We start from the raw sequence: 25,733 nt of genomic DNA on the forward strand, positions 1-25,733 counted from the left end.
GACACCAAGTTCCCAGGGTCCGCCCGCGCCCGCGCAACACCCGCCAGGCCGCAGCAGATGTGAGGGCCTCCTAGCCCTCCTGAACCACAGCCGCCTGCGCCCGAATCGGCAGCCGGTTGCACGTCCGGCCCGTAGCCGCCCGTACCGCTCCCGCCACCGCCGCCGGGGATGTCACGACCGGGACCGCCGAAGCCGCCTTCGCGCCGAAGGAAGCCACCACATCCCGCTCCTCGACCAGCTTCACGATCCGAATGTCCGGAGCGTCCAGGGCCGTCGGCAGGGCGTAGCCCGTCAGGTCCGGGTGGCGCGGGATGCCCTTGGGGCTGCGGAGGTTTTCCGTCAGGGCCATGCCTACGCCCTGCGTCACCCCCGCCTCGATGCGGGCGGCCAGCTGCGCCGGGTTCAGCACCCGGCCCACATCCTGCGCGACCGCCAGCTCCACCACCCGTACCGAGCCCAGCTCCACGTCCACGTCCACCACGGCGCGCACAGCGCAAAAAGCCATGCCCACGAACGCGTCGCCCTGGCCCGTCTCGTCCAACGGCTCCGTCGGGTGCGGGCGGCACTGGGCCGTGGCCCAGAGTTCCTTGCCGTCCATGGCCTCCGTGACCGTGGTCGACAGGACGCCGTCGTACGACGTGATCTTGCCGTCGGTGATTTGCAGGAGCTCCGTGGACATGCCGAATTTCGCCGCCAACGGCTGGAGCAGCTGAGTACGGACCATCTTGGCCGCTCGCTCCACCGCGCCGCCCGACACCCACGTGTGGCGGCCTCGGCACGCCGGGCCCGCCGGGGGCTGGTCCGTATCCACCGACGCTACGTGGACTTCCTCAATCCCCAGGGTTTCCTGGACCACTTGGCGGGCCAGCGTCGAGAAACCCTGGCCGGTTTCCACTGCGGCGCAGATGACCGTCGCTACGCCGTCCTTGACCTTGACCGTGGCCGTGGAGACCTCGTCCGTGCCCTCGGCGCCCAGCATGTGCACCATGCCGAGGCCGTAGCCGACGCCGCGCCGGATCGCGCCCGGCTCGCCCGCGCCCTCCGGGCCGCCCGGCAGCAGCCAGTCCTCTTCCGGGGTGTCCTTGGGCAGCGGCGGCAGCTCGAAGTCCCTTACGGCCTTGAGGAGTTCGGCGACCGGGGCCGGGCACGTCACCGTCTGGCCGGTCGGCAGGATGTCGCCCGTCGCCATGACGTTGCGCATGCGCAGGTCCGCCGGGTCCAGGCCCAACTTCGCGGCCAGCTTGTCCATTTGGGCTTCGTACGCGACACAGACCTGCATCGCGCCTTCGCCGCGTACGTGGCCGGACGGCGGGTTGTTCGTGCGTACCGCCCAGCCCTCGATGAAGGCGTGGGGGACTACGTACGGGCCGCAGGCGAAAGCCACCGCCGCCGCCAGGCTGTCCGATGACGCGTCCGCGTACGCGCCCGCGTCGAGCAGGATCTGGGCCTCCACCTTCACCAAGCGGCCCTCGGCCGTGGCGTGGTGGCGGTAGCGGAGCAGGGTGGGGTGGCGGTGGGTGTGGCCGAGGAAGGACTCCTCGCGCGTCGCCGCCAGTTTCACCGGGCAGCCGGTTTTCAACGCCAGCAATCCCAGGGGGAGTTGGAAGCTGGCGTCCTCCCTGTCTGCCGTCGCGCCCGGTACGCCTGTCACGACGACCTTGACCCTGTCCTGTTCCAGGCCGTAGCACGACGCCGCCAAATCACGGTCCGTGTGCGGGTCCGTCGACGCTACGTAGAGCTCTACGCCGCCGTCCGGGCGCGGGACCGCGAGGCCCGCCTCGGCGCCGATCGGGGCCGGGTCCTGGCGGCCGATGCGGTACAGGCCCTCCACGATGACGTCGCCGGCCGCCTCCGGGTCGCCGTAGCGCAGCGGGATGTGGCGGATCAGATTGCCGTCGGGGTGCAACGGCTCGGCCGCGAAGGCCTGTTCCGGGTCCGTGACCGGGTCGAGGACCTCGTACTCCACCGCGATCGCCGCGGCGGCCATACGGGCCGTGTCCGGGTGGTCCGCGGCCACCGCCGCGATGGCCTCGCCGTGGTGGCGGACGATCGTCGATGCGAAGACCGGGCGGTCCGCGATCCGGCGGCCGTGCGTCGCGTCGCCGGGGATGTCCTCGTGCGTCACCACCGCCTGGACGCCGGGCATCGATGCCGCTTCGGCCGTGTCGATCGAGACGATACGGGCGTGCGGGTGCGGGGAGCGGAGCACCGCCGCCCACAGCAGGCCCTCGGCCCACAGGTCGGAGGCGTACGGGTACGTGCCCTCCGTCTTGGCCCGGGCGTCCGACGGCGGGAGCGAGGAGCCGAGGCCGTGCGGGGGCGGCTCGGGCGCCGCGCCAGGGCCGGAGGGGCCCGGGCCCGGGCCCGCGGGGGTGGTGGCACCCGAGTGGTCGGTGGGGCCGGTGCCGCGAGGCGGCGTCGCGGTCGCTGTGGCGTCGTTGCTCACGCTCATGCCATGCCTCCGTCCTGGTCCTCCGAGTGGTGCGGGTACGGGTACTGGTCCGGGTGCGCGCCGCCCTCGCCGGGGGGTGCCTGGTGGGGGATGCGGGCTACGGGGGCGGGGGCGGTGGGTGCGGTGGATGCGGCCGTGTCGTCGGTTCCGTCCGCCGCGCGGTGCGCGGTCCCGTCGTCCGCGGTCTCGTCCGTCGTGGCCTCGGCCGCTCTGGTGGCCTCGCGTTCGGCCACGACCTCGCGTACGGCGTCGAGTACGCCCCGGTAGCCGGAGCAGCGGCAGAGGTTGCCGCAGAGCGCCTGACGGGTCTCGCGCTCGGTCGGCGCCGGGTTGCCCGCGAGGAGGTCGTGCAGGGTCATCGCCATGCCGGGTACGCAGAAGCCGCACTGCACGGCCGTACCGGCCGCCAACGCCCGCTGCACGTCCGAGGGTTGGCCATCGGCGGCCAGGCCCTCGACCGTACGCACCTCGCTGCCCGCCGTCGTCGCCGCGGGCACCAGGCAGGACGCGACGAGACGACCGTCGACCTGCACGGCGCACGCCCCGCACTCCCCCTGCGAGCAGCCGTCCTTCGCCCCGGCCAGACCCAGACGCTCACGCAGCACGTAGAGCAGCGACTCACCGATCCACGCGTCCGTGACGGGGCGGTCGGCGCCGTTGACGCGCAGGACGTAGGAGACGAGGGGTTGTTGGTCGTTGAGGGTGGGGGTGGCTGGGGCGGCCGGGTCGGCTGGCTCAGCTGGCTCGGCGGGGGCTGCCGGGTCGGCAGAGGGTGCCTCTTCGAGGGACGGGGCGGCGGGAGCGGGTTCTTCCTGGGCCGGTTCGGCGGGGGCAGCTTCCTCTGGAGCCGGTTCGGCGGGGGCCGCCTCCTGCGTCTCTTCTACGGCCTCTACGTCTTCTTGTACGTCCTCTTGTGGTTGCGCTGCGGGCGCTTCCCCATGGACGGGTTCTTCTTCTGTGGGCTCTTCTTTTTGCGCAGGTTCTTCTTGGGCGGGCTCTTCGTGCGCAGGCTCTTCTTGTACGGGCTCTACGAGCGCTGGAGGTACGTCGAGTACGGGGGCTTCCTGTACGGCCTCCTCCTGCACAGGCACGTCTTGTACGGGTTCGGGTACTTCCTCCCGTACGTCCTCCGCCCAAGGCGCGGGCGCACCCCCCGGCAGCGTCGCGGGTGCGTTGCCGCCCCACTGCTCGACCAAGGACGACTGCGTGAACTCACCCGATTCGTCCGGGAGTTCGCCGGTGGCGACCGGGATGGACCACTCGCCCGTCACATCGGCGACAGGCGTCGGCTCGGGCTCGGCCGTGAACGACCAGTGCCCCGTGGTGCCGGGCTCGTGCGCCTCGGGCGCGGGCGGCTGTGGGGCGTTGGGCTCGGGCCACTGCACGGACGCGCCGGAAGGCTGCTGTTCACCGGCCTGTCCACCGGCCTGTCCACCGGTCTGTTCACCCGCTGCCGCAGCCGCCACGGTCGGCCCCATGGTCGGCACGACGAACATGCCCGTGGCCGCGGGATCCGTCGCCGCGCCCGGGGCCACCGAGATGTGCGGCGGGACGTAACCGCCCGCGCCCGGGGCCGCGAGCGGGGTCGCCTCGTCGAAGTCGGAGAGGGTCGGGGTCGTGCCCTGGGTCATCCGGTCCGGGAAGCCGCCCTCCGGCAACTGTACGAAGGCCGTGGCGTCCGCGTCGTACTCCTGGTGCGGCGTGGGCTGCCAACCGACGGCACCCGCGGGGCCGACCGGGCCCATCGGACCGGACGGGCCGGACGGACCCGACGGGCCGACCTGCTCACCCTGGCCGCCGCTCCAGCCTCCCCAGCTGTCCTGGCCATCCTGGCCGTCCCAACCGTCCTGGCCACCCCAACTGTCCTGACCGCCCCAGTCCCCGTGACCACCCTGGCCGTCCCACGAGTCCTGGCCGCCGCCGCTCCAGCCGTCCTGACCGGCGCCCCAACTGCCCTGATCGCCCCAGCCACCGTGACCAGCCTGACCACCGTGGCCGCCGTGGCCGCCGTGACCACCCTGGTCGCCGTGGCCGCCCTGGCCGTCCCGCTCGATGTCGTCGTCGCTCACGACAGTGCCCTCCCCAGTGCTCGTCGGGCCAGCACGGCGACCGTGCGCCGCAGGTGCAGTACGGCGGGCGGCAGCTGCTCCGGCGTGCCGTCGGGCGCCTGGTCGGGGATGCAGGCGGCGGCGACGTACTCGCCGAAGGCGTGCAGCGCCTCGGGGGCCAGGACCCGTCCGGCGCCCCAGTCGATCAGGGAGGCCACCCATTGCTCGGCCTCGAGCGGGCGCAGCGGCATCGGTGCGATGGCGCCGACCGCGCACCGCACGCCCCTGCGGGCCGGGTCGAGGACGAGGGCGACGGAGGCGGTCGCGCGGCCGGGGCCGGTGCGGCCGGTCGCTTTCAGGAAGACCTGGGGGGCGTGCAGGAGCGGAACGCGTACGTAGCCGATGAGTTCGCCCGCGCCGAGCCGCTCCATCCCGGCGAGCAGGTGCGAGACGGGGACCTCGCGGCGGGCGCCGCCCGGGCCCGCGACGATCAACGTGGCTTCGAGTGCGGCCAGGACGGGCAGCGAGTCGCCGGTCGGGGCCGCGGACGCGATGTTGCCGCCGAGCGTGCCCGCGTTACGGACCGTGGGCGGCCCGGCGGCGCGGGCGGCGGCGGCGAGTGCGGGGATGAGCGCGGCGAAGTCGGGGCGGCCCATGCGGGCGTGGGTGAGTCCGGCACCAAGAAGTGCGTGTCCGTCCTGGTATGTCCAGCCGCGGATCTCGCCGATCCGGCCGAGGCCGACGAGCGCGGCGGGGCGGAGGAGGCCGGAGTTGACCGCGGCCATGAGATCGGTGCCGCCCGCCACGGGCACGGCGGCGGGCATGGCCGCGAGCGCCGCCACGGCCTCGTCGAGCGAGACCGGCAGCGTCACGAACTGTGCCGCCTGCTCCGCCTGAGACGTGGGCGGTTGCTGCGCGGACGGCTGCTGCGCGGGCGGTTGCTGCGCGTGCGGTGCGTGCGTGGTCAACCGCTGCCCCTTCCCTCTGACCGACCGACCGATCCGCTGCGACCGATCCGCTGGAACCGGCCGCTGCCGCGCCTGTGCGGGCCGGTCCGGCCACGGTGAACCTACTCCGCCGTACGGTACGTCCTCACAGGCCGGACGAGGCAACTCTGGCACATCTTCCGGGCCCTCCGACGCGGGGGTCCGCTAGGAGAACTTGTTCCGGTAATCCCGAAAGAAGTCCGTTTCCTCCGAACCGCCCCCACGTTTTCCAGGGGCATGTCCCAGGGGCGTACGGCTCCGCGAACCCTCACACGTTCGGGGGTGCACCCTCGATAGGGCGTCCGAGCACCCCTGGGCGCCGCTGCCAGGGCAGAGGGCCGGAGGGCGGCCGATAGCCGACACCGAGCGCGTCAAGTCGCTCGTAATGGGACACCATGCGGCCCTCGAACTCGGCGAAGTCCCGCTCGGCGGGGGCGGGCAGGGCGCTCCAAGCGACCTCGCTGAAGGCGACGAGGCGCGGGAACGCCTGGTAGTCGACGCGGGCCTCGGACTCCATCACCTCGGTCCAGACGTTGGCCTGGGTGCCGAGGACGCGGGCGGCCTCGGCGGGGGTGAGCTCGGGCGGTACGGGCTCGAAGCGGTAGACGTCCTCGAGGGTGCGTACGTAGCCGATGGGTACCGGCTCGTGCTCGCCCGCGTCCTGCCGGTGGTCCAAGTAGACCTGCTGCTCGGGGCACATGACGACGTCGTGACCCGCGCGGGCGGCGGCGATGCCACCGGCGTAGCCGCGCCAGGAGGAGACGGCGGTGCCGGGCGGGAGGCCGCCCTTTTCGGCCTCTTCGGCTGCCCCTTCGTCTTCAGCCTCTTCGGCTGCCCCTTCGTCCAGGGAGGTGCCCTGAAGGATCTCGTCCCAGCCGATGAGGCGGCGGCCGCGGGCGGCGAGCCAGTCCGCGAAGTGCCGGATGAACCAGGCCTGCAGCTCGTCCTCGTCGGCCAACCCCAGCTCCCTGATGCGCTCCTGGGCCGCCGCGGAGCGTTTCCACTGGTCGCGGGGGCACTCGTCGCCGCCGATGTGCACGAACGGCGAGCTGTCCGCCGGGAAGAGTTCGAGGACCTCCTCCAGGACGCCCTCGTAGAAGCGCAGGGCGTTGTCAGTGGGGGCCAGTACGTTCGGGTTGATGCCCCAGGTGTCCCAGACGGAGAGGGTGGTGGTGTCGATGACGTCGGTGTTGCCTAGTTCCGGGTATGCGGCGATGGCGGCCTGCGAATGCCCCGGAATGTCGATCTCCGGTACGACCCGGATATGCCGCTCACGGGCGTACGCGACGATCTCGCGGATGTCGTCCTGGGTGTAGTAACCGCCGTGCGGCTTCTCCTCCCAGAGGGGCGAGGCCCGGTGGCCGTACTTGGTGCGGGTGCGCCAGGAGCCGACCTCGGTGAGCCGGGGGTGGCGCTTGATCTCGACGCGCCAGCCCTGGTCGTCGGTGAGGTGGAAGTGGAAGACGTTCAGCTTGTGCGCGGCGAGCAGGTCGAGGTAGCGGAGCACGCCGTCCTTGGGCATGAAGTGCCGCGCCACGTCGAGCATCAGGCCACGCCAGCCGAACCTCGGGGCATCCTCGACGAGCACGCCGGGCACGGTCCAGGTCCGGCCGGGATTGAGCGGGGCCCGGCGGTACGCGTCGGGGCCGAGCAGCTGGCGCAGGGTCTGCGCGCCGCGGAAGACTCCGGCGGGGGTGGCGCCGTGCAGGGTGACGGCGGCCGCGTCCCCGTCCACGTGCAGGCGGTAGCGCTCGGGATTCTCCGGCCCGCCGGGACCGTCGCCCCCGGGGTCGAGGCGCAGCCGGATCACATTGCCGTCCGTACCGGCGCCCGGGTCCAACGGAAAGCCGGTGGCCGCACCAAGTACCGCGCGGAGCCAGCGGGCGGTGTCCTCGGTGCCGGGGGCGGCGTCCAGGACGGTGTCCGCGTCGAGCACGAAGGCGCCGGGGAGGTGGCGGAGGGTGCGGGGGGCCGGGATCAGGGCGGCGGCTGTCATGCCGCTGAGCCTGCCACGAGGGATGGGGCGTGGGGCGCCTGCGGGGGGCTTTCTTCCCCAGCCCCGCCCCTTCCCGTAAGCAGGGAGCTCTGCCCCCTGCACCCCCGCTCCTCAAACGCCGGAGGGGCTGATGGGGCTAGTTCTTGCCGCCGCCCTTGCCGCCGTCCTTGTCCTTGTCGCCACCGGCGCCCATGGACTCGTAGATCTCCTTGCACATGGGGCACACCGGGTACTTCTTCGGGTCGCGACCCGGCACCCAGACCTTGCCGCAGAGCGCGACGACGGGGGTCCCGTCGAGCGCACTCGCCATGATCTTGTCCTTCTGGACGTAGTGGGCATAGCGCTCGTGGTCTCCGTCGCCGTGCGACACCTGTGGCGTCGGCTCTACGAGGGTCCCCGTACCTGCCCCGCGCTCGGGCTCATGAGTGCTCATGGGTTCCAAGGGTACCCACGGACGCGCGAAGTACGGCGGGGACGTCAACCGCGCGCTACGTAGCACTCCGTACGCCCGGAAGCGCTAGTTGAGCGAGGGATCGTCCGGATATGTCGCCACCATCGCCAGTTCGCTGCGCTGGCGCCGCAGGACCGCGCGCCAGAGCCGCTCCGGGGCGGGCGAGGAGACGTCCCCGGGCTCCGACTCGACGACGTACCAGGCGCCGTCGGACAGCTCGTCCTCCAGTTGGCCCGGGCCCCAGCCCGCGTACCCGGCGAAGATCCGCAGGCTGCCGAGCGCGGCGGCGAGCAGCTCCGGCGGGGTCTCCAGGTCGACGAGGCCGATCGCGCCGTGTACGCGGCGCCAGCCGATCGGGTCCCCGCCGGAAACGGCACCGCCCGTACGGAGTTCGGCGTCCGAGGAGGCGACGGAGTCGGTGTCCGTGGCGCCCTTTTCTTCGGTTACGCCCCTTACTTCCCTTGCGTCCCGTGTCTCCTTCGCCTCGTCCGACGCGCCCTCGAATCCCGGGATTACGCCGACGCCGAGCGCCGAATCAAGGGATACCGGGCCGCCTTGGAACACGACTCCGGGCTCGCCCGCCAAAGAGGCCCAGCCCTCCAGAATGTCGCCGACTCCGACCGGCGTAGGGCGATTCAGGACCACGCCGAGCGAGCCTTCGTCGTCGTGGTCGAGGATCAGCACAACGGAACGGTCGAAATTCGGGTCCGCCAGGGCAGGGGTGGCGACGAGCAACCGGCCTGTGAGCGAGGACACCTCGGTCATGACAGACATGATCCCGCATCTTCGCGGTCCGTGGGGAGCCAACGTCCGTATGTGAGGGAGCGCAGCTCAGGGCGCGGAGAGGCAGAAACCGCGCACAGGCACAGAACGCCCCATTCTAGTGACCCTAAGTACCGGAAAACGCACGGTTCGTGTTGTGGCGAATTCATGACGGACCGGGAGGCCCTCGACCTGCCAGGAAGAGGGTAGAAGGCCATTAGTCTTTCTCCTCGGCCCCTGCCCACCTCATCGGAACGCGAGATACATGACCGTCAAAGGCAATGACGACGTCCTGCTTGTCCACGGCGGCGCCCCGCTGGAGGGCGAGATCCGTGTCCGCGGCGCGAAGAACCTGGTCCCCAAGGCCATGGTCGCCGCGCTGCTCGGCAGTGGCCCGAGCCGGCTGCGCAATGTCCCCGACATCCGTGATGTCCGGGTCGTACGCGGTCTGCTGCAACTGCACGGCGTGACCGTCCGTCCCGGTGACGAGCCCGGCGAGCTGGTGATGGACCCGTCGCACGTGGAGTCGGCCAACGTCGCCGACATCGACGCGCACGCGGGCTCCTCCCGCATCCCGATCCTGTTCTGCGGCCCGCTCCTGCACCGCCTCGGGCACGCGTTCATTCCGGGCCTCGGCGGCTGTGACATCGGCGGGCGGCCGATCGACTTCCACTTCGAGGTGCTTCGGCAGTTCGGCGCGACGATCGAGAAGCGTGCGGACGGGCAGTACCTGGAGGCGCCGCAGCGGCTTCGCGGCACCAAGATCCGGCTGCCGTACCCGTCGGTGGGCGCGACCGAGCAGGTGCTGCTCACGGCCGTGCTCGCGGAGGGGCTCACGGAGCTGTCCAACGCGGCCGTGGAGCCGGAGATCGAGGACCTCATCTGCGTGCTGCAGAAGATGGGCGCGATCATCGCGATGGACACGGACCGGACGATCCGGATCACCGGTGTCGACAAGCTCGGCGGCTACAACCACGCGGCGCTGCCGGACCGTTTGGAGGCGGCGTCCTGGGCCTCCGCGGCCCTGGCGACCGAGGGCAACATCTACGTACGCGGCGCGCAGCAGCGCTCGATGATGACGTTCCTCAACACCTACCGGAAGGTGGGCGGTGCCTTCGAGATCGACGACGAGGGCATCCGCTTCTGGCACCCCGGGGGCTCGCTCAACGCCATAGCGCTGGAGACGGACGTCCACCCGGGCTTCCAGACCGACTGGCAGCAGCCGCTCGTGGTCGCCCTGACGCAGGCGGCGGGCCTGTCGATCGTGCACGAGACGGTGTACGAGTCGCGGCTCGGCTTCACGTCCGCGCTCAACCAGATGGGCGCGCACATTCAGCTCTACCGCGAGTGCCTGGGCGGCTCGGACTGCCGCTTCGGTCAGCGGAACTTCCTGCACTCGGCGGTGGTTTCGGGCCCGACGAAGCTCCAGGGCGCGGACCTGGTCATTCCCGACCTGCGCGGTGGCTTCTCGTACCTGATCGCGGCGTTGGCCGCGCAGGGGACGTCCCGGGTGCACGGGATCGACCTGATCAACCGGGGGTACGAGAACTTCATGGAGAAGCTGGTGGAGTTGGGCGCGAAGGTCGAACTGCCCGGTGGGGCGCTGGTTTAAGCTCCCCGCCCCGCCCCTTCCCGAAAGCTTGCAGCGGCTTCGGGGGCCTGCGGCCCCCGGACCCCCGCCGCGGATATCGCGCAGGGGGGTACCTCCCTGCTCGAACGCAGTTGAGAGCTTGGGGGAGCGCTCGTCCTCAAACGTCGGACGGGCTGGTAGTTGCCGCACGGGCCAAAATGCCCACCCCCTCCGGTGGGTAAATGCCCGCCCCCTCCGGTTGGATGGGGGAGGCGGGGGCGCGGAGGCTGGCGGGGATTACCCGCCACCCGGGCTTCCTACCCAGCCGCTTCGGGGGGGCTGAGGGGCGGCCGGGGGTGGGGGCGCGGAAGCGCGCCGGGTTTACCCGCCCGCCCCGGCAGCCCCTGGCATTTCCCGCCCACCCCAATCAGCCCCTCCGGCGCTTGAGGAGCGGGGGTGCAGGGGGCGGAGCCCCCTGCTTACGGGAAGGGGCGGGGCTGGGGAGAAATCAACCCACCGTGAACGTCGTCAGTACCGCCGCGTGGTCCGTGGGCCACTCGTTGTCCGCGTGGTCCGGGACCGGCTTCGGGTCGCCCTCGACGAAGGACTGCGAATCCTTCACCTTCAGCTTGCTGCCCGCGTAGTTGATGAAGTCGATGCGGTCCTGTGGTTCCGGGTCGCCGGTCGAACCGTCGTGCTTCGGGTAGACCGGGGACCAAGTCGTGGCCGGGTCGGAGGCCGGGTCCGGGTGCGCCTGGCGGTACGAGTCCTTCAGGCCCGCGTCCGCGACGATCTTCGTCGCGGGCCAGTCCACCTGCCCGTACCCGCAGTGCTTATTGGCGTCCGTCCAGTCCAGGTGCGAGGGCGAGTTGAAGTCGCCGACGAGCAGCACCGGCGTCTTGTCCGCGTTCGCGATCTTGTCCTTGAGCTTGGTGGCCAGCTCGGTCGCCTGGCCCGTACGGCCCGACTCCGCCTCGCGCTTCATGATCTCGTCGACCGGCATCTGGTCGAAGCAGGCGTCGTACGGGCCGTACGGCGTGTAGCCGAGGTGGGCCGTCCAGAGCTCCACCTCCTGGCCGGTCGCTTCGTCGATGCGGATACGGACACCCGCGCCCGCGCCCCCGCTGATCGTCTCGGCCTTCGAGGTGATCGGGTAACGGCTGATGATGCCGAGGCTGCCCTTGGACTGCCAGTGGTCCCAACCGAGCTTCGCGGCAAGGTCCTTGGCGGCGTGCCCGGACGTCTCCTGGAAGCCGACGACGTCCGGCTTGTGCTTCTCGATGACCGCGAGCTGCTTGGTGAGCCCGTCGTTGACCTTCGCACCCCCGTGCCAAAGGTTCATGGACAGGACGCGCAGCTCGCCCGCGGCCTTCGGCTTCGGCTCCGGGGACGGCGTCGGTGAGGGACCCGCGAGGGCCGTCGCGGCGGTGGCGGCCGCGACGACCGCGGTCGCCGTCAGGGCGAGGGTAATGCGCCGTGTGACAGTCATGAGGTAGGTCACTCCTTCTGGACGATGCGCTCGGCGACGAGTACGGGATGGTCGTGCGGGGTGATCGTGCAGCGTGCTCCGGGCGTCAGCTCGGTCGCCTCCCAGCTGGGCAGGTCGGCCTTGAGCGCGACGCCGGAGTCCGTGGTGAGCAGGAGCCGGGTGGTGGCCCCGAGGAAGGTGGCCACGCGGACGCTCGCGGGCTCACCCTTGTCGTCCGCCGACCCCACGGCCAGGCCCTCGGGCCGGAGCAGTACGTCGACGTCGGTGCCCGGCGCATAACCGGCGGAGTCGCCGTGCATCGGCAGACGGCGCCCGAACAGCTCCACCGCACCCTTGTCGCGTACGACGCCAGGAAGCCGGTTCATCGTGCCGACGAACTCCGCCACGAACGGCGTCGCCGGGCGCTCGTACAACTCCGAAGGCGCGGCGCACTGTTCGAGCCGCCCGTCCTTCATCACGGCGACGCGGTCCGCCATGGACAGCGCCTCCTCCTGGTCGTGCGTGACGAAGACCGTCGTAATGCCGAGCTCGAGCTGGATGCGGCGGATCTCCTCGCGGAGGGTCAGGCGCACCTTGGCGTCCAGGGCCGACAGGGGTTCGTCGAGCAGGAGTACCCGGGGCCGGATCGCAAGCGCCCGGGCCAGGGCGACGCGCTGCTGCTGGCCGCCGGAGAGCTGGTGCGGGTAGTGGTCCCCGCGGCCGGGCAGGCCGACGAGTTCCAGCAACTCCTTGGCGCGCGCCTCCCGTTCAGCCCCGGCGACACCCCGCACCCGAAGCCCGTACGCCACGTTCTCCGCGGCCGTCATGTTCGGGAACAGCGAGTACGACTGGAACACCATGCCGATGTCACGGCGGTTGGCGGGCGTGCCCGTGATGTCCTCGCCGTCCATGAGCAGTTCGCCGCTGTCGGTCGACTCGAAGCCCGCGATGATCCGCAGGGCCGTGGTCTTGCCGCAGCCGGACGGGCCGAGCAGGGCGACCATCTCTCCGGCGGCGATGTCCAGGTCGAGGCCGTCGAGGGCGACCGTGGAGCCGAACTCCCGGCGCAGTTGCTTGAGTTGCACGGGGACGGTCATGAGGTCTCGGACTTCCTTTGCGTACGTTGCTTACCGGGCTTCTTGGCGGCTCGGCCGCCGGCCAGGGCCGTGAGCAGGAGCAGCAGCCCCCAGGTGAACAGCAGCGAGAGCATCGCGGCGGCTACGGAGAGCTGGGCCTCGCTCTCGCCGGTCTGCACCATCCACACGGCGAACGGCTCGAAGCCGAGTACGGAGGCCACGGTGTACTCGCCGAGCACCATGGCGAGGCTGAGCACCGCGCCGCCCACCACGGCCTGCCGCAGATTGGGCACCACGACCTGCCGGAGCGTCTGGACCCGCGTGGCGCCGAGGCTGCGTGCGGCCTCCACGAGGGTGCGCAGGTCGACGCCGCGCAGGCCGGAGTCCAGGGAGCGGTACAGGAACGGCAGCGACATCACCGTGTAGACGATGACGAGGATCAGCGGGAAGTCCCGGTTGATCAGCGCCTGGAAGGTCCCGTACAGCGGTGTGGCCGCGAGGTCCTGCTGCCAGGAGAGCACCGAGGCGACGCCCGCCACGAGCGCGATGGGCGGCACGACGAGCGGCAGCATGCACAGGATCTCGACGACCCGGCGCAGCTTCGGCAGCCGCAGCGCGACCGCGACCATCGTCGGGACCATCAGGAGCAGCCCGAATACGACGGTGGCGAGGCCGAGCAGTACGGACAGGAGCAGGCTGCGGGTCAGGCCCTCGGACGTGAGGCCCTTGGTGTACGCGTCGAAGCTGATGCCGTGCGTATCGGCGACGGTGAACCAGAGGGAGGCACCGACCGGGACGAGGAAGTAGAGCGCCGCAACTCCCAGTACGGGCCAGCGTGTTGTGGCACCTGTTGTCATCCGAGCCATCGGGCACTCCTGCGCTGCAGCGGGATCTGTACGGCGATCACGAGGAGCGCGATCACCACCATGTTGAGGCTCATGGCGAGCGCGAGATTCTCCTGTCCGGCGAGGACGTTGCCGTTGAGGGCGTTGGCGATCTGGATCGGTACGAGGTCCACGGTGCCGCCGACGAGGACCGCGGCGGTGGCGTGCGAGGCGAAGGCGGTGCCGAACATCAGGACCGCGCCGCCGAGCAGCGAGGGCGTGAGCACCGGAATGCCGACGTGCCGCCAGAACTGGCCGCGGGTCGCCCCGCAGGAGGCGGCGGCCTCGCGCCACTGCGGGCGCAGGCCGTCGAAGGCGGGCAGCACGGTGACGACCATCAGCGGGATCAGGAAGTACAGGTACGCGAGCACGAGCCCGGTGAACGTATAGACGCTGAAGCCCGTGGATTCCAGGGAGAGCAGCCGGGTGAGCGTGCCGGTGGTGCCGAGCGTCGCGATGAACGCGAACGCGAGCGGCGCACCGGAGAAGTTGGCGAACACACCGCAGGCCGAGACCACGGCCTTGCGCAGCGCGGGCCGCCGGGACGCCACCAGGGCCTGGGCGATCACGGCGCCGAGCACCGTCGCCAACACGGCGGAGAGCAGGGAGAGTTCGACGCTGCCGACGAGCCCGTCCGCGTACACGCCCTGTAGCGATCCGGTGATGTTGTCGGTGGTGAAGCGGGTCGCGCCGCTCTCCGGGTCGGTCGCGGTGAAGGCGCCGTACGCCATCGTTCCGGCGGGCAGGCCGAAGCCGACCGCGAGGAACGCGAAGAACGGCACGACGGCCAGCCAGCGGGCCCGGCTGCGGCCCCGGCGCGGCCGGGTGCGTGCGGGGGCGGCGGCCGGGGTGTCCACCGGGTCGGCCGGGGCGGCCACGGACCCGGAGTCCGCGGCCGCCTCGGCGTCCGCCGCTTTGGCGGTGTGTTCTGCCACTTGCTCAGCCATGGGTCAGGCGACCGCCTTGCTCCAGCCCTGCACGATCTTCTCCTTGGCCTTGGCCTCCTGCTCGGGGTTGGCGGACTTCGGGGTTCCGCTGACCTCGGGGAGCTTGGCGGCCGCGTCCTTGTCCGCGGTCCCGTGCTTCTTCATCTCGTCGAGAAGCGCGGGACGCGAGTAACCCTTGAGCCAGATGTTCTGGCCCTCAGGGCTGTAGATGAACTCCAGCCAGAGGCGGGCGGCGGCCGGGTGCGGGGCGTACTTGTTGACGCCCTGGTTGTAGTACAGCGAGTACTGGCCGTCGGACGGCACGTTCACCTGCCAGTCGACGCCCTTGGCCTTGAGCTTGTCGCCGTAGCCGAGGTTCAGGTAGTCCCAGTCGATCGAGATCGGCGTCTCGCCCTTCTGGATGGTGGCGAGCGTCGACTCGGCGGGGACGTAATTGCCCTTGCTCTTCAGCTCCTTGAAGAAGTCCAGACCGGGCTGAATGTCGTCGAGCGAGCCGCCGTTCGCGAGGGACGCGGCGAAGACCGCGGAGAGCGCGGAGCTGGACTCGGTCGGGTTGCCGTTGAGCGCGACCTTGTTCTTGTACTCGGGCTTGAGCAGGTCCTTGAAGGTCTTCGGGCACTCCTTGACCTTCTTGGCGTCGCAGCCGATGGAGATGTAGCCGCCGTAGTTGTTCATGAAGGAGGCGTCGGACTGCTTCTGCTCGTCCGGGATGTCCTCCCAGCCCTTCACCTTGTACGGCGCGAGCAGCTTCTTGGCCTTGGCGTCCTGCATGTAGGCGGTGCCGAGGTCCAGGGCGTCCACGGCGCGCGGCTGGCCCTTGCGCTTGGCGGCGGCGTTGAGGGCCTGCTGGCTGCTGCCGCCCGGGTTCTCGTTGTTGACCTTGATGCCGTACTTCTTCTCGAAGGCCGCGATCATCTCGCCGTAGTTCGCCCAGTCCGGGGCGAGGGCGTAGACGTTCAGCTCGCCCTCCTTCTTCGCCGCCTTGACGAGCGCGTCCATACCGCCGAGGTCGGCCGCCGAGCCGGCCTTGCCCGCCTTGCTGTTCTGCGCGTCCGCGGTGGGCGCGGAGCCGCAGCCGGTGGCCACGGCAGCAGTGACGAGCGCGCAGGCCACGGCGGCCAGAGCGCGCCGGGATCCACGGGGACGAGGTGCCTTCACGATGCGTACTCCTGGGTCTTTGGCATGCCACCTGTCTGGACAAGCCATCGTCAGTAAGCCGGACGAACATAACCGGGAAGTGACCGGCAGGTAAAGCTCACGGAGAAGAAAAAGTGCAGGTCAAAAGCGTTATGAAGAGAGATGTTTACGACGCCGGAGACCGGTAAGACGAGAACCCTCCCCCTCGGGACAATCCGTGTGCTGTGCACAGTTGCACAGAGCTCGGAGGTGCGCGGAACCGGCTCCGGGTGACATGATCGGTCCATCGCGAGCAGGTCTTGTCGCTGCTCACCGCGCATGTCCCAGCAGCACGGCTCCGAGGAGAGCAAGTGACCCGACGGCATCAGCAGATCGCCGACGAACTGCGCCGCGCCATCGCCGACGGCCACTACCCGGTGGGCGCCGCGCTGCCCTCGGAGTCCGAGCTCGCCGCGGCGCACGGGGTCTCGCGCGGCACCCTGCGCCAGGCCTTCGGCGCCCTTCAGTCCGAGGGCCTGATCGGCTCCCGGCAAGGCGCGCGCCGCGTGGTACTCGCCACGACGCCGAGCCAGAGCTTCACGGAGCTGCGCAGCTTCGCGCAGTGGGCCCGCGCGGGCGGCCGCACGCCCGGCGGCCTGGTCCTGAGCTCGGACCTCGGCAAGGCCACGGAGGCGGAGGCGGCCCAGCTCCAACTGGAGCCCGGCGACGAGGTGTTGCACGTGCTGCGGATCCGCACCCTGGACGGCGAGCCGGTGCTCCTGGAGCGCACGGTGTACGCGGGCTGGACCGCCGAGGCGGTACAAGCCCTGCCGGACGACTGCGAGTCGGTCACCCAGGCGTTGTACGAGTCCTCGGGCCTGGTCATGTCGCACGGCGAGCACCACCTGGACGCGGTGGCCGCGGGCACCACGGACGCAAGGGAGTTGGGCGTACGCAGAGGCGCCCCGCTGCTGCGCGTGCGCCGTACGACCACGACCGCGGAGGGCCGCCCCGTGGAAACCTCCGACGACCGCTACCGCCCGGGCTCGGTCGTCTTCACCGTCCGCAACTCGGTCCAGGCCAATGCGCTGTTGCGTACGGCCCCGGCGACCTGAACTCCGCTCTCTGCTCTCTCCGCTCGCTCCGGCGCCTTGCACCCGGACGCCGACCGAACCACCCGAGGAACCTCGATGCCCACTCTCGCCCGCCCCGCCGCCCTGCTCTGTGACATGGACGGCACCCTCGTCGACACCGAGCACACCTGGCTCGACGCGGTGGCGGACTTCCTGCGGACCCAGGGTCACGCCGCGGACGCGGAGGTGCTCGCGCCGTACGCGGGCGCGGCCATCGGCGACGCGGCGGCCCGTCTCGTACGGGATGCCCGCACGCCCCTCTCGGAGCGGGAGACATCGGAGCTCCTTGACCGGGAGTTCACCGCCCGGATCGCGGCGGGCGTGACGGTCAAGGCGGGCGCGCTGCGGCTCCTGGACCGCGCCCGTGAACTCGGCGTCCCCACGGCCCTGGTGACCGCCTCGGAGCGGCACGTGGCCGACCTGGTCCTGGAAACCCTGGGCAAGCACCGCTTCGACACGTCGGTCACGTCGGGTGAGTCCCGCCGCGGCAAGCCCCACCCCGACCCGTACCTGACCGCGGCCGAGGCCCTGGGCGTCGACCCGACGGCCTGCCTGGCAGTGGAGGACACCCCCACAGGAGCCACGGCAGCCCTCTCAGCGGGCTGCCACCTCTTGGCAGTGCCCTCGGTCCCGGGCATCGAGACGGGCCCAAGGACAACGCTGGTGCGATCCCTGACAGAGGTCACCCTGTAAGCCCACGCGACCAGCCACACCACGCCCCCGCTGCGACCAGCCGCACCACGCCCCCGCTTGTGGGCAGCCGCTCCGCAGGACCCTGCCCACCCTTCCCCGCTGCGACCAGCCGCACCACGCCCCCGCTTGTGGGCAGCCGCTCCGCAGGACCCTGCCCACCCCTCCCCGCTACGGGCAGCCGCACCACGTCCCCGCTTGTGGGCAGCCGCTCCGCAGGACCCTGCCCACCCCTCCCCGCTACGGGCAGCCGCCCGCGTCCCCGCTGTGGGCAGTCGTTCCGCAGGGCGGAACGGGTGGGCACAGCGCCCCGTCGCCGGGTGCGACAACGGACAACCCGGGGCGCCCCCGGCGCAGAGCACCTCACGCGCCGTGCCTGCGGCAAGCAAGAAGGGCGGCCACCGGTGCAACACCGGGAACCGCCCTCCGTAAGTCGCCGAAGGCTTACTTGCCCTTCGCCGCCTCCTTGAGCTTCGAGCCCGCGGAAACCTTCACGCTGTACCCGGCGGGGATGTTGATCGGCTCACCGGTCTGCGGGTTGCGGGCGGTGCGAGCGGCACGGTGGGTGCGCTCGAAGGTCAGGAAGCCGGGGATGGTGACCTTCTCGTCGCCCTTGGCAACGATCTCGCCGACGGTCTCGGCGAACGCGGCCAGCACGGCGTCGGCGTCCTTGCGGGTCACCTCGGCGCGGTCGGCCAGCGCGGCCACCAGCTCACTGCGGTTCATGTTTGTACTCCCGTGTTCTTCTTGCCGTTGAGGCGTGCCACGCGGCGTAGCCGCATGTTCAGCACAGCGATGCCGATGCTGCCAGGGTCCTTGGAGGGCCCTCAGACCCGGGGTCCGACGTCAGACCCTCTCGCCTAGGGACGCATCCTGCCCCCACCTGCGGCGGGAAAGCCAATCCGGCACCCTTGGGAGTCACACGAAAAGCGCCACTTCATGGAAATGGTGACGCTCCGTATGCTTCCCGGCAGCAGACCGCAGGGCAAATCAGGGCGTGTTGGCCGCAACACTAGGCGCCGCCCGGCGCCCGAGGGCCCGCGACGCGCCGCCGGGCCCGGGCGCGGGCCGTGGCAACTATCACAGCCACCACCGGCCCACGTACCGCTGTACGGGGGTTCAGTCCCCGCTGTACGGGGTTCAGTCCCCGTTGACCGCGGCAACCCCCGCCGCCTTCGCGGCGTTGCGCACCGCTCCGGCGACCGCGCCCGCGACCTTGTCGTTGAAGACGCTGGGGATCACGTAGTTGGCGTTCAGCTCGTCCTCGGCGACGACATCGGCCAGGGCGCCCGCCGCGGCCAGCATCATCTCCGTGTTGACGGTACGCGACTGGGCGTCGAGCAGACCGCGGAAGACGCCCGGGAACACCAGGACGTTGTTGATCTGGTTCGGGAAGTCGGAGCGTCCGGTGGCCACAACTCCCGCTGTCTGCCGGGCGATTGCGGGGTCGACCTCGGGGTCCGGGTTCGCGAGCGCGAATACGATCGCGTCGTCCGCCATCGCCGCGATGTCGTCGCCGTTCAGTACGTTCGGCGCCGAGACGCCGATGAACACGTCCGCACCGACGACCGCTTCCTTGAGCGTGCCCTTGACGCCCTCGGGGTTGGTGTTGTCGGCGATCCAGCGCAGCGGGGAGTCCGGCGCGGCGTCCACCAGGTCGGGGCGCTCGGCGTGCACGACTCCCTGGATGTCGGCGACGACGGCGTGCTTGACGCCCGCGGCGATCAGCAGCTTGAGGATCGCCGTACCGGCCGCGCCCGCGCCCGACATGACCACGCGTACGTCGCTGATTCCCTTGCCCACCACGCGAAGTGCGTTGGTCAGGGCGGCGAGTACGACGATCGCGGTGCCGTGCTGATCGTCGTGGAAGACCGGGATGTCGAGGGCTTCACGCAGCCGGGCCTCGATCTCGAAGCAGCGGGGCGCGGAGATGTCCTCGAGGTTGATGCCGGCGAACCCGGGCGCGATGGCCTTGACGATCTCCACGATCGCGTCGGTGTCCTGGGTGTCCAGGCAGAGCGGCCAGGCGTCGATCCCGGCGAACCGCTTGAAGAGCGCCGCCTTGCCCTCCATCACGGGCAGCGCGGCCTTCGGGCCGATGTTGCCGAGGCCGAGCACGGCGGAGCCGTCCGTCACAACCGCAACGGTGTTGCGTTTGATGGTCAGACGGCGCGCGTCCTCCGGGTTCTCGGCGATCGCGGTGCAGACCCGGGCGACGCCCGGCGTGTAGACCATGGACAGGTCGTCACGGTTGCGGATGGGGTGCTTGGACTGCATCTCGATCTTGCCGCCGAGGTGCATGAGGAAGGTACGGTCCGAGACCTTGCCCAGGGTGACGCCCTCGATGCCGCGGAGTTCTTCGACGATCTCCTCGGCGTGCGTGGTGGAGGTCGCGGCGATGGTGACGTCGATGCGCAGCTGCTCGTGGCCGGATGCGGTGACGTCGAGGCCGGTGACCGAGCCTCCGGAGGACTCGACGGCCGTGGTGAGCTGGGACACCGCGGTGCCGCTCGCGGGCACCTCAAGGCGGACCGTCATCGAGTAGGAGACGCTGGGCGCCGTTGCCATGCCGACTTCCTCTTTCACCTGTTATCTAACGTGCGTCATCCGATCGTCGCACCTACCAACGGGTACGTGGTAGCCGCCCCGAATTGAGAACGTTGTGTTCTCTGCGCGCCTCGCGGCGGTCGGATTCCTCTTTCGGAAAACAGTTTCCACCATACGAGAAGTTGCCGTTCAGCGGAACCCCCAACCCGGCCGGGGGCGGGGTGGTCGGAAGACACGAACCCGAACCCGGAACGCGAAGAGGCCCGCGCCACCGAAGTGACGCGGGCCTCTCCCGCACGTTTACGACACCGACCCGCCATGCTCGCCTCGCGGCAAGTGGTCGCTCGAAGCGACGAAGGTTGGGCCCGGGGGCTTGGATCGAGCCGGTGCCACGTCAACGGTAACAAAGGATCCCCGTAAGGCAATTCCCGTACAGGTGCGCTCAGTCACGCAGCAGATCGGGCACCCCGGCCGCGTCCGGCACGTCCTCCGGACCGGAGATCACGGTCAGCTCCCGGGTGGCCCGGGTCAACGCGACGTACAGGACGCGCAGTCCGGCAGGCGACTCGTCGGCGATCTCCGCGGGCGAGACCACCACCGTGGCGTCGTACTCCAGACCCTTCGCCTCCAGGCTGCCGAGCGCCACCACGCGCTCGCCGAGCCCGGACAGCCAGCGGGCCGCCTCCCCGCGGCGACGCATGGCGACGACGACGCCGACGGTGCCGTCGACCCGGGAGAGCAGCTCTTCGGTGGCGGCGCGCACCGCACCGGCCAGAGCGGTGTCCTTCCCGTCCCCGACCTGCCCGTCGGCCTCGCGTACGACCTCGAACCGAGGCTCCACACCGGTCGACCGGACCGCCCGCGGGGCCTCGGTGCCGGGCATCGCGAGGGCCAGTACACGGGCGGAGAGGTCGGCGATCTCGGACGGGTTGCGGTAGTTGACGGTCAGCTCGAAGCGGCGGCGCGGCCGGGTGCCGAGCGCCTGGTCGCGGGCCTCGGCCACGGTGTCTTCGTCGGCCTGGTCGTACCAGGAGGACTGGGCGGGATCGCCGACCACGGTCCAGGTGGCGTGCCGGCCGCGGCGGCCGACCATGCGCCACTGCATGGGCGTCAGGTCCTGCGCCTCGTCGACGATGACGTGCGCGTACTCGACCCGCTCCTGGGCCAGGCGTTCGGCGCGCTCGCGCTGCGACTCCTCGCGTACGGGCATCAGTTCGTCCAGGCCGGTGAGCTGGTCGAGCGGGTCGAGCTCGCGCTTCCGCTTCGGCCGGGCCGGGGCGCCGAGGATGGTGGACAGCTCGTCGAGGAGCGCCACGTCGTGCACCGACAGGCCCTCGCGGCGCAGGGACTTGGCGACCCGGCGCACCTCGCCGGGGTTGAGCACCCGGCGCGACCAGCGGCCGAGCCGCTTCTCGTCGGCCATCGCGGCGAGCACCCCGCGGGGCGTGAGCTCCGGCCACCAGGCGTCGAGGAACGAGACGAACGCGTCCTCGGCCATCACGTCCTCGTCGAAGGAGGAGCGCAGCTCGGCGGCGAGCTCGGGGTCGGCGTGCCGGGTGGCCGCGCCGGACTGCTGCCACAGGGCGTCGAGGAGAAGCTTGCGGGCGCGTGGGCGGAGCAGGTTGACGGGGGCGGTGCCGCCGAGGGCGGCGCGGCGGATCCGGGTCAGCTCGTCGGCTTCCAGTTCCAGGCGGCGGCCGAAGGCGACGACGCGCAGGCGGGTCGGGGGCCCGGCCGGTTCACCATTGGGTTCACTGGGTTCACTGGGTTCACCCAGGGTGAGCTGACCGGACGGCGAAGGCGTCGGTGTCGGTGTCGCACCCTCAAGCACCCCCCGGGCCGCCTTCCGCAGCACCTTCAGCATCCGCGACGAGCCCTTGACGCGGGCCACCGCCGGGGAGTCGTACGCCGTGGCCTCCGCACCATCCACAAGCGAGCCGAGGGCCCGGATCGCGACCTGCCCCTCCTCGCCGAGCGACGGAAGCACGCCCTCCGTATAGGCCACGAGCAGCGGGGTCGGCGAGACGATCAGGATGCCGCCCGCGTACCGCCGCCGGTCCTGGTAGAGCAGATACGCGGCCCGGTGCAGGGCGACGGCGGTCTTGCCGGTGCCGGGCCCGCCCTCGACGTACGTCACCGAAGCGGCGGGGGCCCGGATGACCAGGTCCTGCTCGGCCTGGATGGACGCCACGATGTCCCGCATCGAGTGACTGCGGGCCTGCCCGAGCGCGGCCATCAGGGCACCGTCACCGAGGGCCGGGAGCTCCTCGCCGTCGAGGTAGGCGGTGAGCTCGGGCCGCATCAGGTCGTCCTCGACGCCGAGCACCTTGCGGCCCTTGGAGCGGATCACGCGGCGGCGCACCACCCGGCCCGGGTCGACCGGCGTCGAGCGGTAGAAGGGCGCGGCGGCCGGGGCCCGCCAGTCGATGACGAGCGGCGAGAAGTCCGCGTCGAGCACGCCGATCCGCCCGATGTGCAGCGTCTCGGCGATGTCGGCGACCTGACGGGTCCCGTCCGTTCGTACGGCGTCATCGGCGGGCTCGATGGACGTATAGGCGCCGTCCGGCCCCTTCTTGCCGTCCTTGCCCGGAAGAAGATCGATCCGGCCGAAGAGAAAATCCTCGAACTCGCTGTTCAGACGGTTGAGGTGGATGCCCGCGCGGAACACCTGGGCGTCCCGCTCGGCGAGCGCGCCGGGCGTGCCGACCTGGCCGCGCTGGGCGGCGTCGTGCATCAGGAACTCCGCCTCGTGGATCTTCTCCTCGAGGCGTCGGTAGACCCGGTCGAGGTGGTCCTGCTCGACGCTGATCTCCCGGTCGCGCGTGTCGTACGGCTTTACCGCGTGGACGTCGGCCACCGCGTATCCCCTTCTGCTGTACTGGGCAGCCGTCCACCGTACGCGAAGTTGAGCCGGTACCTCCACCGAACGTTCACGGATCGATGGCCACGACTGCCACCAGGGGTTACGCATCCACCTACGCGTAGGGGTTACGCGTCCACCTCCACCAGGCGCTTGCCGTCATTGGTGCGGACCTCGAAGTGGTCGATGTCGTTGCGCTTCATCCCGGCGCCGCCGTGGACGTAGAGCGGGGTGCGGGCCCATTTATCCGGGCTGTCCTTGATGCCGTAGCCGCGCTTCGGGACGGCCCAGGTGGTGACCGTCTCCTCGTCGCCGTTCTTGCCGACCGCGATGAGGGAGCAGGTGAGCGGACCCTTGACGTTCTTGAGCTCCAGGACGGTGTGGGTGCCCCAGGGCTTCGGCTCGGTTCCGACGGTCGCGGTGACGCGAGTGGCCGCGTCGGTGGCCCGCACCTTCTCCTTCAGGTGGTTGAAGAAGGCGTCCTCGGCGGGGCTGGTGGCGTGCGCGTGCGGAGGCCGCTCGGGGCCCGCGTCACCGCCGCCGTTCGCCGTGAGGACCGCGACCGGCCCCCCGGCCATCAGGACGGCCGCGGCCGCCACCAGGTACAGGCTCTTCCGGCGCCGGGCGGCCCGGGCCCCCGCGACCCGGTCGAGCAGCCGGTCGAGGAGCCGCGGGTCCGGCGTCGCCACTCCGTGACCGGCCGGCCGTCGGCCGAGCGCCCGGCCGGGCTGCTGCTCCTGCGGCGCCCCGGCGAGCGTGGCGAGCAGCGGCTCGATGCCGGACAGCTCGGTCAACTGCCGCGTACAGGTGGGGCATTGGGCGAGGTGCGCCTCGAAGGCGGCGGCTTCGGCGTCGTCGAGGATCCCGAGGGCGTACGCCCCAACGGTCTCGTGGACATCGGCGTCACGGGAGTCACCGGGGCCCGACCCGTTCCCGCCGCCATGACCACCACCGTGGCCACCGCCATGACCACCTCCGTGGCCACCGCGATGACCACCGCCGTGGCCGCCGCCACGACCACCGCCATGACCACCACCGTGGCCACCGCCGTGGCCGAACGCATCCCAGCCGTCGGCGTCGTGCGCGCGCGTGCTCATGCCGTCACCCCCCGCTCCTCGAGCGCCAGCTTCATCGAGCGCAGCGCGTAGAACACCCGGGAGCGCACCGTGCCGCTGGGAATGCCGAGCGCCTCGGCGGCCTCCTTGACGGTCCGTCCCTTGAAGTACGTCTCGACCAGGGCCTCCCGGTGGGCGGGGGTCAGGTCGTCCAACGCGTCGGACAGGGTCATGAGCCACAGCGCCTTGTCGATCTCGTCCTCCGCGGGGATGACCTCCAGGGGCGAGGGGTCGACCTCCTGCGGCCGGGCCTGCCGGCTGCGGTGGCCGTCGATGACGATACGCCGGGCCACCGTCACCAGCCAGGGCCGCACGGAGCCGGTCGCCCGGTTCAGTTGCCCGGCGTTCTTCCAGGCCCGGATGAGTGTCTCCTGCACGACGTCCTCGGCCCGCTGCCGGTCCCCCGCGACGAGCCGCAGGACATAGCCGAGCAGCGGTCCGGCGTGCTCCCGGTAGAGGACGCGCACCAACTCCTCGTCCAGACCAGGCGCACGAGGGGTTCGGTGCCGCGCCCGCGGCGGGCGGTCGTCGGCCACGACGGAATCCTTGCGCACGCGCACCTCCGGTGTCCCCGGTTCGGGTTCACGGCACGAATACGTACGCGAACGGGCCGCTGTTCAAAGGAACTTGATGAGACGTACGCCACAACGGCTCGGGGGCTCAGGGACTAAGGGGCTCGGGGCTCGGGGGCTCAGAGGCTCAGGCACTCAGGGCTCAGGCGCTCAGGCGCTCAGGCGCTCAGGCGCTCAGGCGCTCAGCGGCTCAGGGCTCAGGCGCTCAGGCGCTCAGGCGCTCAGCGGCTCAGGGCTCAGGGCTCAGGGCTCAGGCGGCTCAGCGGCTCAGCGGCTCAGAGCGACTTGGCCACCCCGCTGCGTCTACGGTGCCGGGCCACCCGCTCCCGGTTGCCGCAGACCTCGCTGGAGCACCAGCGGCGGCGGTGGCCGCGGGACGTATCGAGGTAGAGGAGCGGGCAGTTGTCCCCCTGACACTGCCGGATCCGGGACCGGGCCACGGGGTCGGTGAGCAGCTCCACGGCGTCCCGTGCGACGGCGGCGAGGAGTGCCGCGCAGTCGGGGGCCGGGTGCACGACGCGGATGAGGTCGAGGCTGCGGTCACGGTCGCGGTCGCCGTCGGCGTGGCGGACGGCGCGGGGGGCCGGGGGTGCGGTGGCGGCGCGGGCGTTGAGGCGGTCGAGCGCGGCGTCGATGTCGGCACGGTTGTCGAGGCCGTACGGGCGGGAGGCCGGGCCCAGTCCTCGTACCGCCACCCGGATCATCTGCCCGATGTCCCCCCGCAGCTCCCGGAAGCCGCCGACGCACTCGTTCCGCAGCCCGCCGAGCGGCGTCCCCCCGGGCACGAGCCCGGCACGGGCGAGCCAATCGCGCAGCGCGTCCGGGCCGTCGAGCCGTTCCTCCGGGTGGGCCGTGGCCAACAGGTCGAGGCAGGCCCGCCCCGAGTCGAACCGCACCATGCGCGCGTCACCGCCTTGGAAGAACTTCCGCTCGGAGGAATCGCTCCGTCCAGAGTGCCCTAGCGGACAGCGGCAGCGAACCCCCTTGTGGCGGGGCGCCCGAGTACTTCTCCCCTACCCGCCCCTTCCCAAAAGCCTGCAGCGGCTTCGGGGCTCCGCCC

At 71.2% G+C, this 25,733-nt stretch carries 21 protein-coding genes; 4 read left to right on the forward strand and 17 right to left on the reverse strand.

The features are described 5' to 3' along the window. Positions 1 to 70: 70 nt before the first annotated feature. The 6 genes from ACWD10_RS17225 to ACWD10_RS17250 form a co-directional block, all read right to left on the reverse strand. Complete coding sequence (locus tag ACWD10_RS17225) at positions 71 to 2,446, reverse strand: xanthine dehydrogenase family protein molybdopterin-binding subunit (protein WP_451091766.1); 2,376 nt, start codon at positions 2,444 to 2,446, stop codon at positions 71 to 73. 2 nt (positions 2,447 to 2,448) lie between these two features. Then, positions 2,449 to 4,521 carry a 2Fe-2S iron-sulfur cluster-binding protein gene (locus ACWD10_RS17230; protein ID WP_451091652.1) on the reverse strand — a complete coding sequence of 691 codons (2,073 nt, stop codon included), beginning with the start codon at positions 4,519 to 4,521 and terminating at the stop codon, positions 2,449 to 2,451. Beyond that, on the reverse strand, positions 4,518 to 5,468 hold the full coding sequence (locus tag ACWD10_RS17235; protein ID WP_451091654.1) for an FAD binding domain-containing protein: 951 nt from the start codon (positions 5,466 to 5,468) through the stop codon (positions 4,518 to 4,520). Before ACWD10_RS17235 ends, ACWD10_RS17230 begins: the two co-directional genes overlap by 4 nt. Before the next feature lie 286 nt (positions 5,469 to 5,754). Beyond that, positions 5,755 to 7,482: a beta-N-acetylhexosaminidase gene (locus ACWD10_RS17240; protein WP_451091656.1), complete on the reverse strand. Its 1,728-nt coding sequence runs from the start codon at positions 7,480 to 7,482 to the stop codon at positions 5,755 to 5,757. 136 nt (positions 7,483 to 7,618) lie between these two features. Beyond that, positions 7,619 to 7,915, reverse strand: a complete 297-nt coding sequence (locus ACWD10_RS17245) for a DUF3039 domain-containing protein (protein WP_451091658.1) — start codon at positions 7,913 to 7,915, stop codon at positions 7,619 to 7,621. Between the two features lie 84 nt (positions 7,916 to 7,999). Further along, entirely contained in the window at positions 8,000 to 8,707 is a 708-nt protein-coding gene (locus ACWD10_RS17250) for a YqgE/AlgH family protein (protein WP_451091660.1), read from the reverse strand. Between the two features lie 253 nt (positions 8,708 to 8,960). Between ACWD10_RS17250 and murA the strand changes: the two genes are divergently transcribed. After that, positions 8,961 to 10,307 (forward strand): UDP-N-acetylglucosamine 1-carboxyvinyltransferase, encoded by a 1,347-nt coding sequence (gene murA / locus ACWD10_RS17255; RefSeq protein ID WP_451091662.1) that lies wholly within the window; start codon positions 8,961 to 8,963, stop codon positions 10,305 to 10,307. Between the two features lie 466 nt (positions 10,308 to 10,773). Here murA and ACWD10_RS17260 read toward each other — a convergent pair whose 3' ends face one another. Genes ACWD10_RS17260 through ACWD10_RS17280 form a run of 5 tightly spaced genes read right to left on the reverse strand, consistent with a single transcriptional unit; the run spans position 10,774 to position 15,762 of the window. Further along, on the reverse strand, positions 10,774 to 11,754 hold the full coding sequence (locus ACWD10_RS17260) for an endonuclease/exonuclease/phosphatase family protein (RefSeq protein WP_451091664.1): 981 nt from the start codon (positions 11,752 to 11,754) through the stop codon (positions 10,774 to 10,776). 8 nt (positions 11,755 to 11,762) lie between these two features. Then, entirely contained in the window at positions 11,763 to 12,830 is a 1,068-nt protein-coding gene (locus ACWD10_RS17265) for an ABC transporter ATP-binding protein (RefSeq protein ID WP_451091666.1), read from the reverse strand. After that, positions 12,827 to 13,675, reverse strand: a complete 849-nt coding sequence (locus ACWD10_RS17270; RefSeq protein ID WP_451091668.1) for an ABC transporter permease — start codon at positions 13,673 to 13,675, stop codon at positions 12,827 to 12,829. Before ACWD10_RS17270 ends, ACWD10_RS17265 begins: the two co-directional genes overlap by 4 nt. Beyond that, positions 13,663 to 14,640: an ABC transporter permease gene (locus tag ACWD10_RS17275; RefSeq protein ID WP_451091670.1), complete on the reverse strand. Its 978-nt coding sequence runs from the start codon at positions 14,638 to 14,640 to the stop codon at positions 13,663 to 13,665. The genes ACWD10_RS17270 and ACWD10_RS17275 overlap by 13 nt, the downstream gene beginning before the upstream one ends. A gap of 3 nt (positions 14,641 to 14,643) precedes the next feature. Continuing rightward, positions 14,644 to 15,762, reverse strand: coding sequence for an ABC transporter substrate-binding protein (locus ACWD10_RS17280; protein WP_451091768.1), 1,119 nt, complete (start codon positions 15,760 to 15,762; stop codon positions 14,644 to 14,646). A 365-nt stretch (positions 15,763 to 16,127) separates the two neighbouring features. Between ACWD10_RS17280 and ACWD10_RS17285 the strand changes: the two genes are divergently transcribed. Beyond that, positions 16,128 to 16,871 carry a GntR family transcriptional regulator gene (locus ACWD10_RS17285; protein WP_451091672.1) on the forward strand — a complete coding sequence of 248 codons (744 nt, stop codon included), beginning with the start codon at positions 16,128 to 16,130 and terminating at the stop codon, positions 16,869 to 16,871. A 75-nt stretch (positions 16,872 to 16,946) separates the two neighbouring features. Continuing rightward, positions 16,947 to 17,582 (forward strand): HAD family hydrolase, encoded by a 636-nt coding sequence (locus ACWD10_RS17290; protein ID WP_451091674.1) that lies wholly within the window; start codon positions 16,947 to 16,949, stop codon positions 17,580 to 17,582. Between the two features lie 441 nt (positions 17,583 to 18,023). Here the strand turns inward: ACWD10_RS17290 and ACWD10_RS17295 are convergent, their stop codons facing one another. The 4 genes from ACWD10_RS17295 to ACWD10_RS17310 form a co-directional block, all read right to left on the reverse strand. Continuing rightward, a complete protein-coding gene (locus tag ACWD10_RS17295) occupies positions 18,024 to 18,305 on the reverse strand; it encodes an HU family DNA-binding protein (RefSeq protein WP_016645140.1) in 282 nt (93 codons plus the stop codon). A gap of 414 nt (positions 18,306 to 18,719) precedes the next feature. After that, positions 18,720 to 20,147: a malic enzyme-like NAD(P)-binding protein gene (locus tag ACWD10_RS17300; RefSeq protein WP_451091676.1), complete on the reverse strand. Its 1,428-nt coding sequence runs from the start codon at positions 20,145 to 20,147 to the stop codon at positions 18,720 to 18,722. Positions 20,148 to 20,568: 421 nt separating this feature from the next. Next, positions 20,569 to 23,097, reverse strand: coding sequence for a HelD family protein (locus ACWD10_RS17305; RefSeq protein ID WP_451091678.1), 2,529 nt, complete (start codon positions 23,095 to 23,097; stop codon positions 20,569 to 20,571). Positions 23,098 to 23,114: 17 nt separating this feature from the next. Next, entirely contained in the window at positions 23,115 to 23,849 is a 735-nt protein-coding gene (locus ACWD10_RS17310) for a zf-HC2 domain-containing protein (protein ID WP_451091770.1), read from the reverse strand. Here ACWD10_RS17310 and ACWD10_RS17315 point away from each other — a divergent pair. After that, positions 23,802 to 24,134, forward strand: coding sequence for a hypothetical protein (locus tag ACWD10_RS17315; RefSeq protein ID WP_451091772.1), 333 nt, complete (start codon positions 23,802 to 23,804; stop codon positions 24,132 to 24,134). The two genes, ACWD10_RS17310 and ACWD10_RS17315, sit on opposite strands and share 48 nt — an antisense overlap. On the opposite strand, the gene ACWD10_RS17320 is transcribed toward ACWD10_RS17315, so the two are convergent. Both ACWD10_RS17320 and ACWD10_RS17325 read right to left on the reverse strand, forming a co-directional pair. Beyond that, on the reverse strand, positions 24,080 to 24,661 hold the full coding sequence (locus ACWD10_RS17320) for a sigma-70 family RNA polymerase sigma factor (protein WP_451091680.1): 582 nt from the start codon (positions 24,659 to 24,661) through the stop codon (positions 24,080 to 24,082). The genes ACWD10_RS17315 and ACWD10_RS17320 overlap by 55 nt on opposite strands. 287 nt (positions 24,662 to 24,948) lie before the next feature. Further along, the gene (locus ACWD10_RS17325; RefSeq protein WP_451091682.1) at positions 24,949 to 25,572 is read right to left on the reverse strand and encodes a CGNR zinc finger domain-containing protein; all 624 of its coding nucleotides are present in this window, start codon (positions 25,570 to 25,572) and stop codon (positions 24,949 to 24,951) included. Positions 25,573 to 25,733 lie beyond the last annotated feature (161 nt).

The sequence above is a fragment of the Streptomyces sp. NPDC002851 genome (assembly GCF_053591935.1).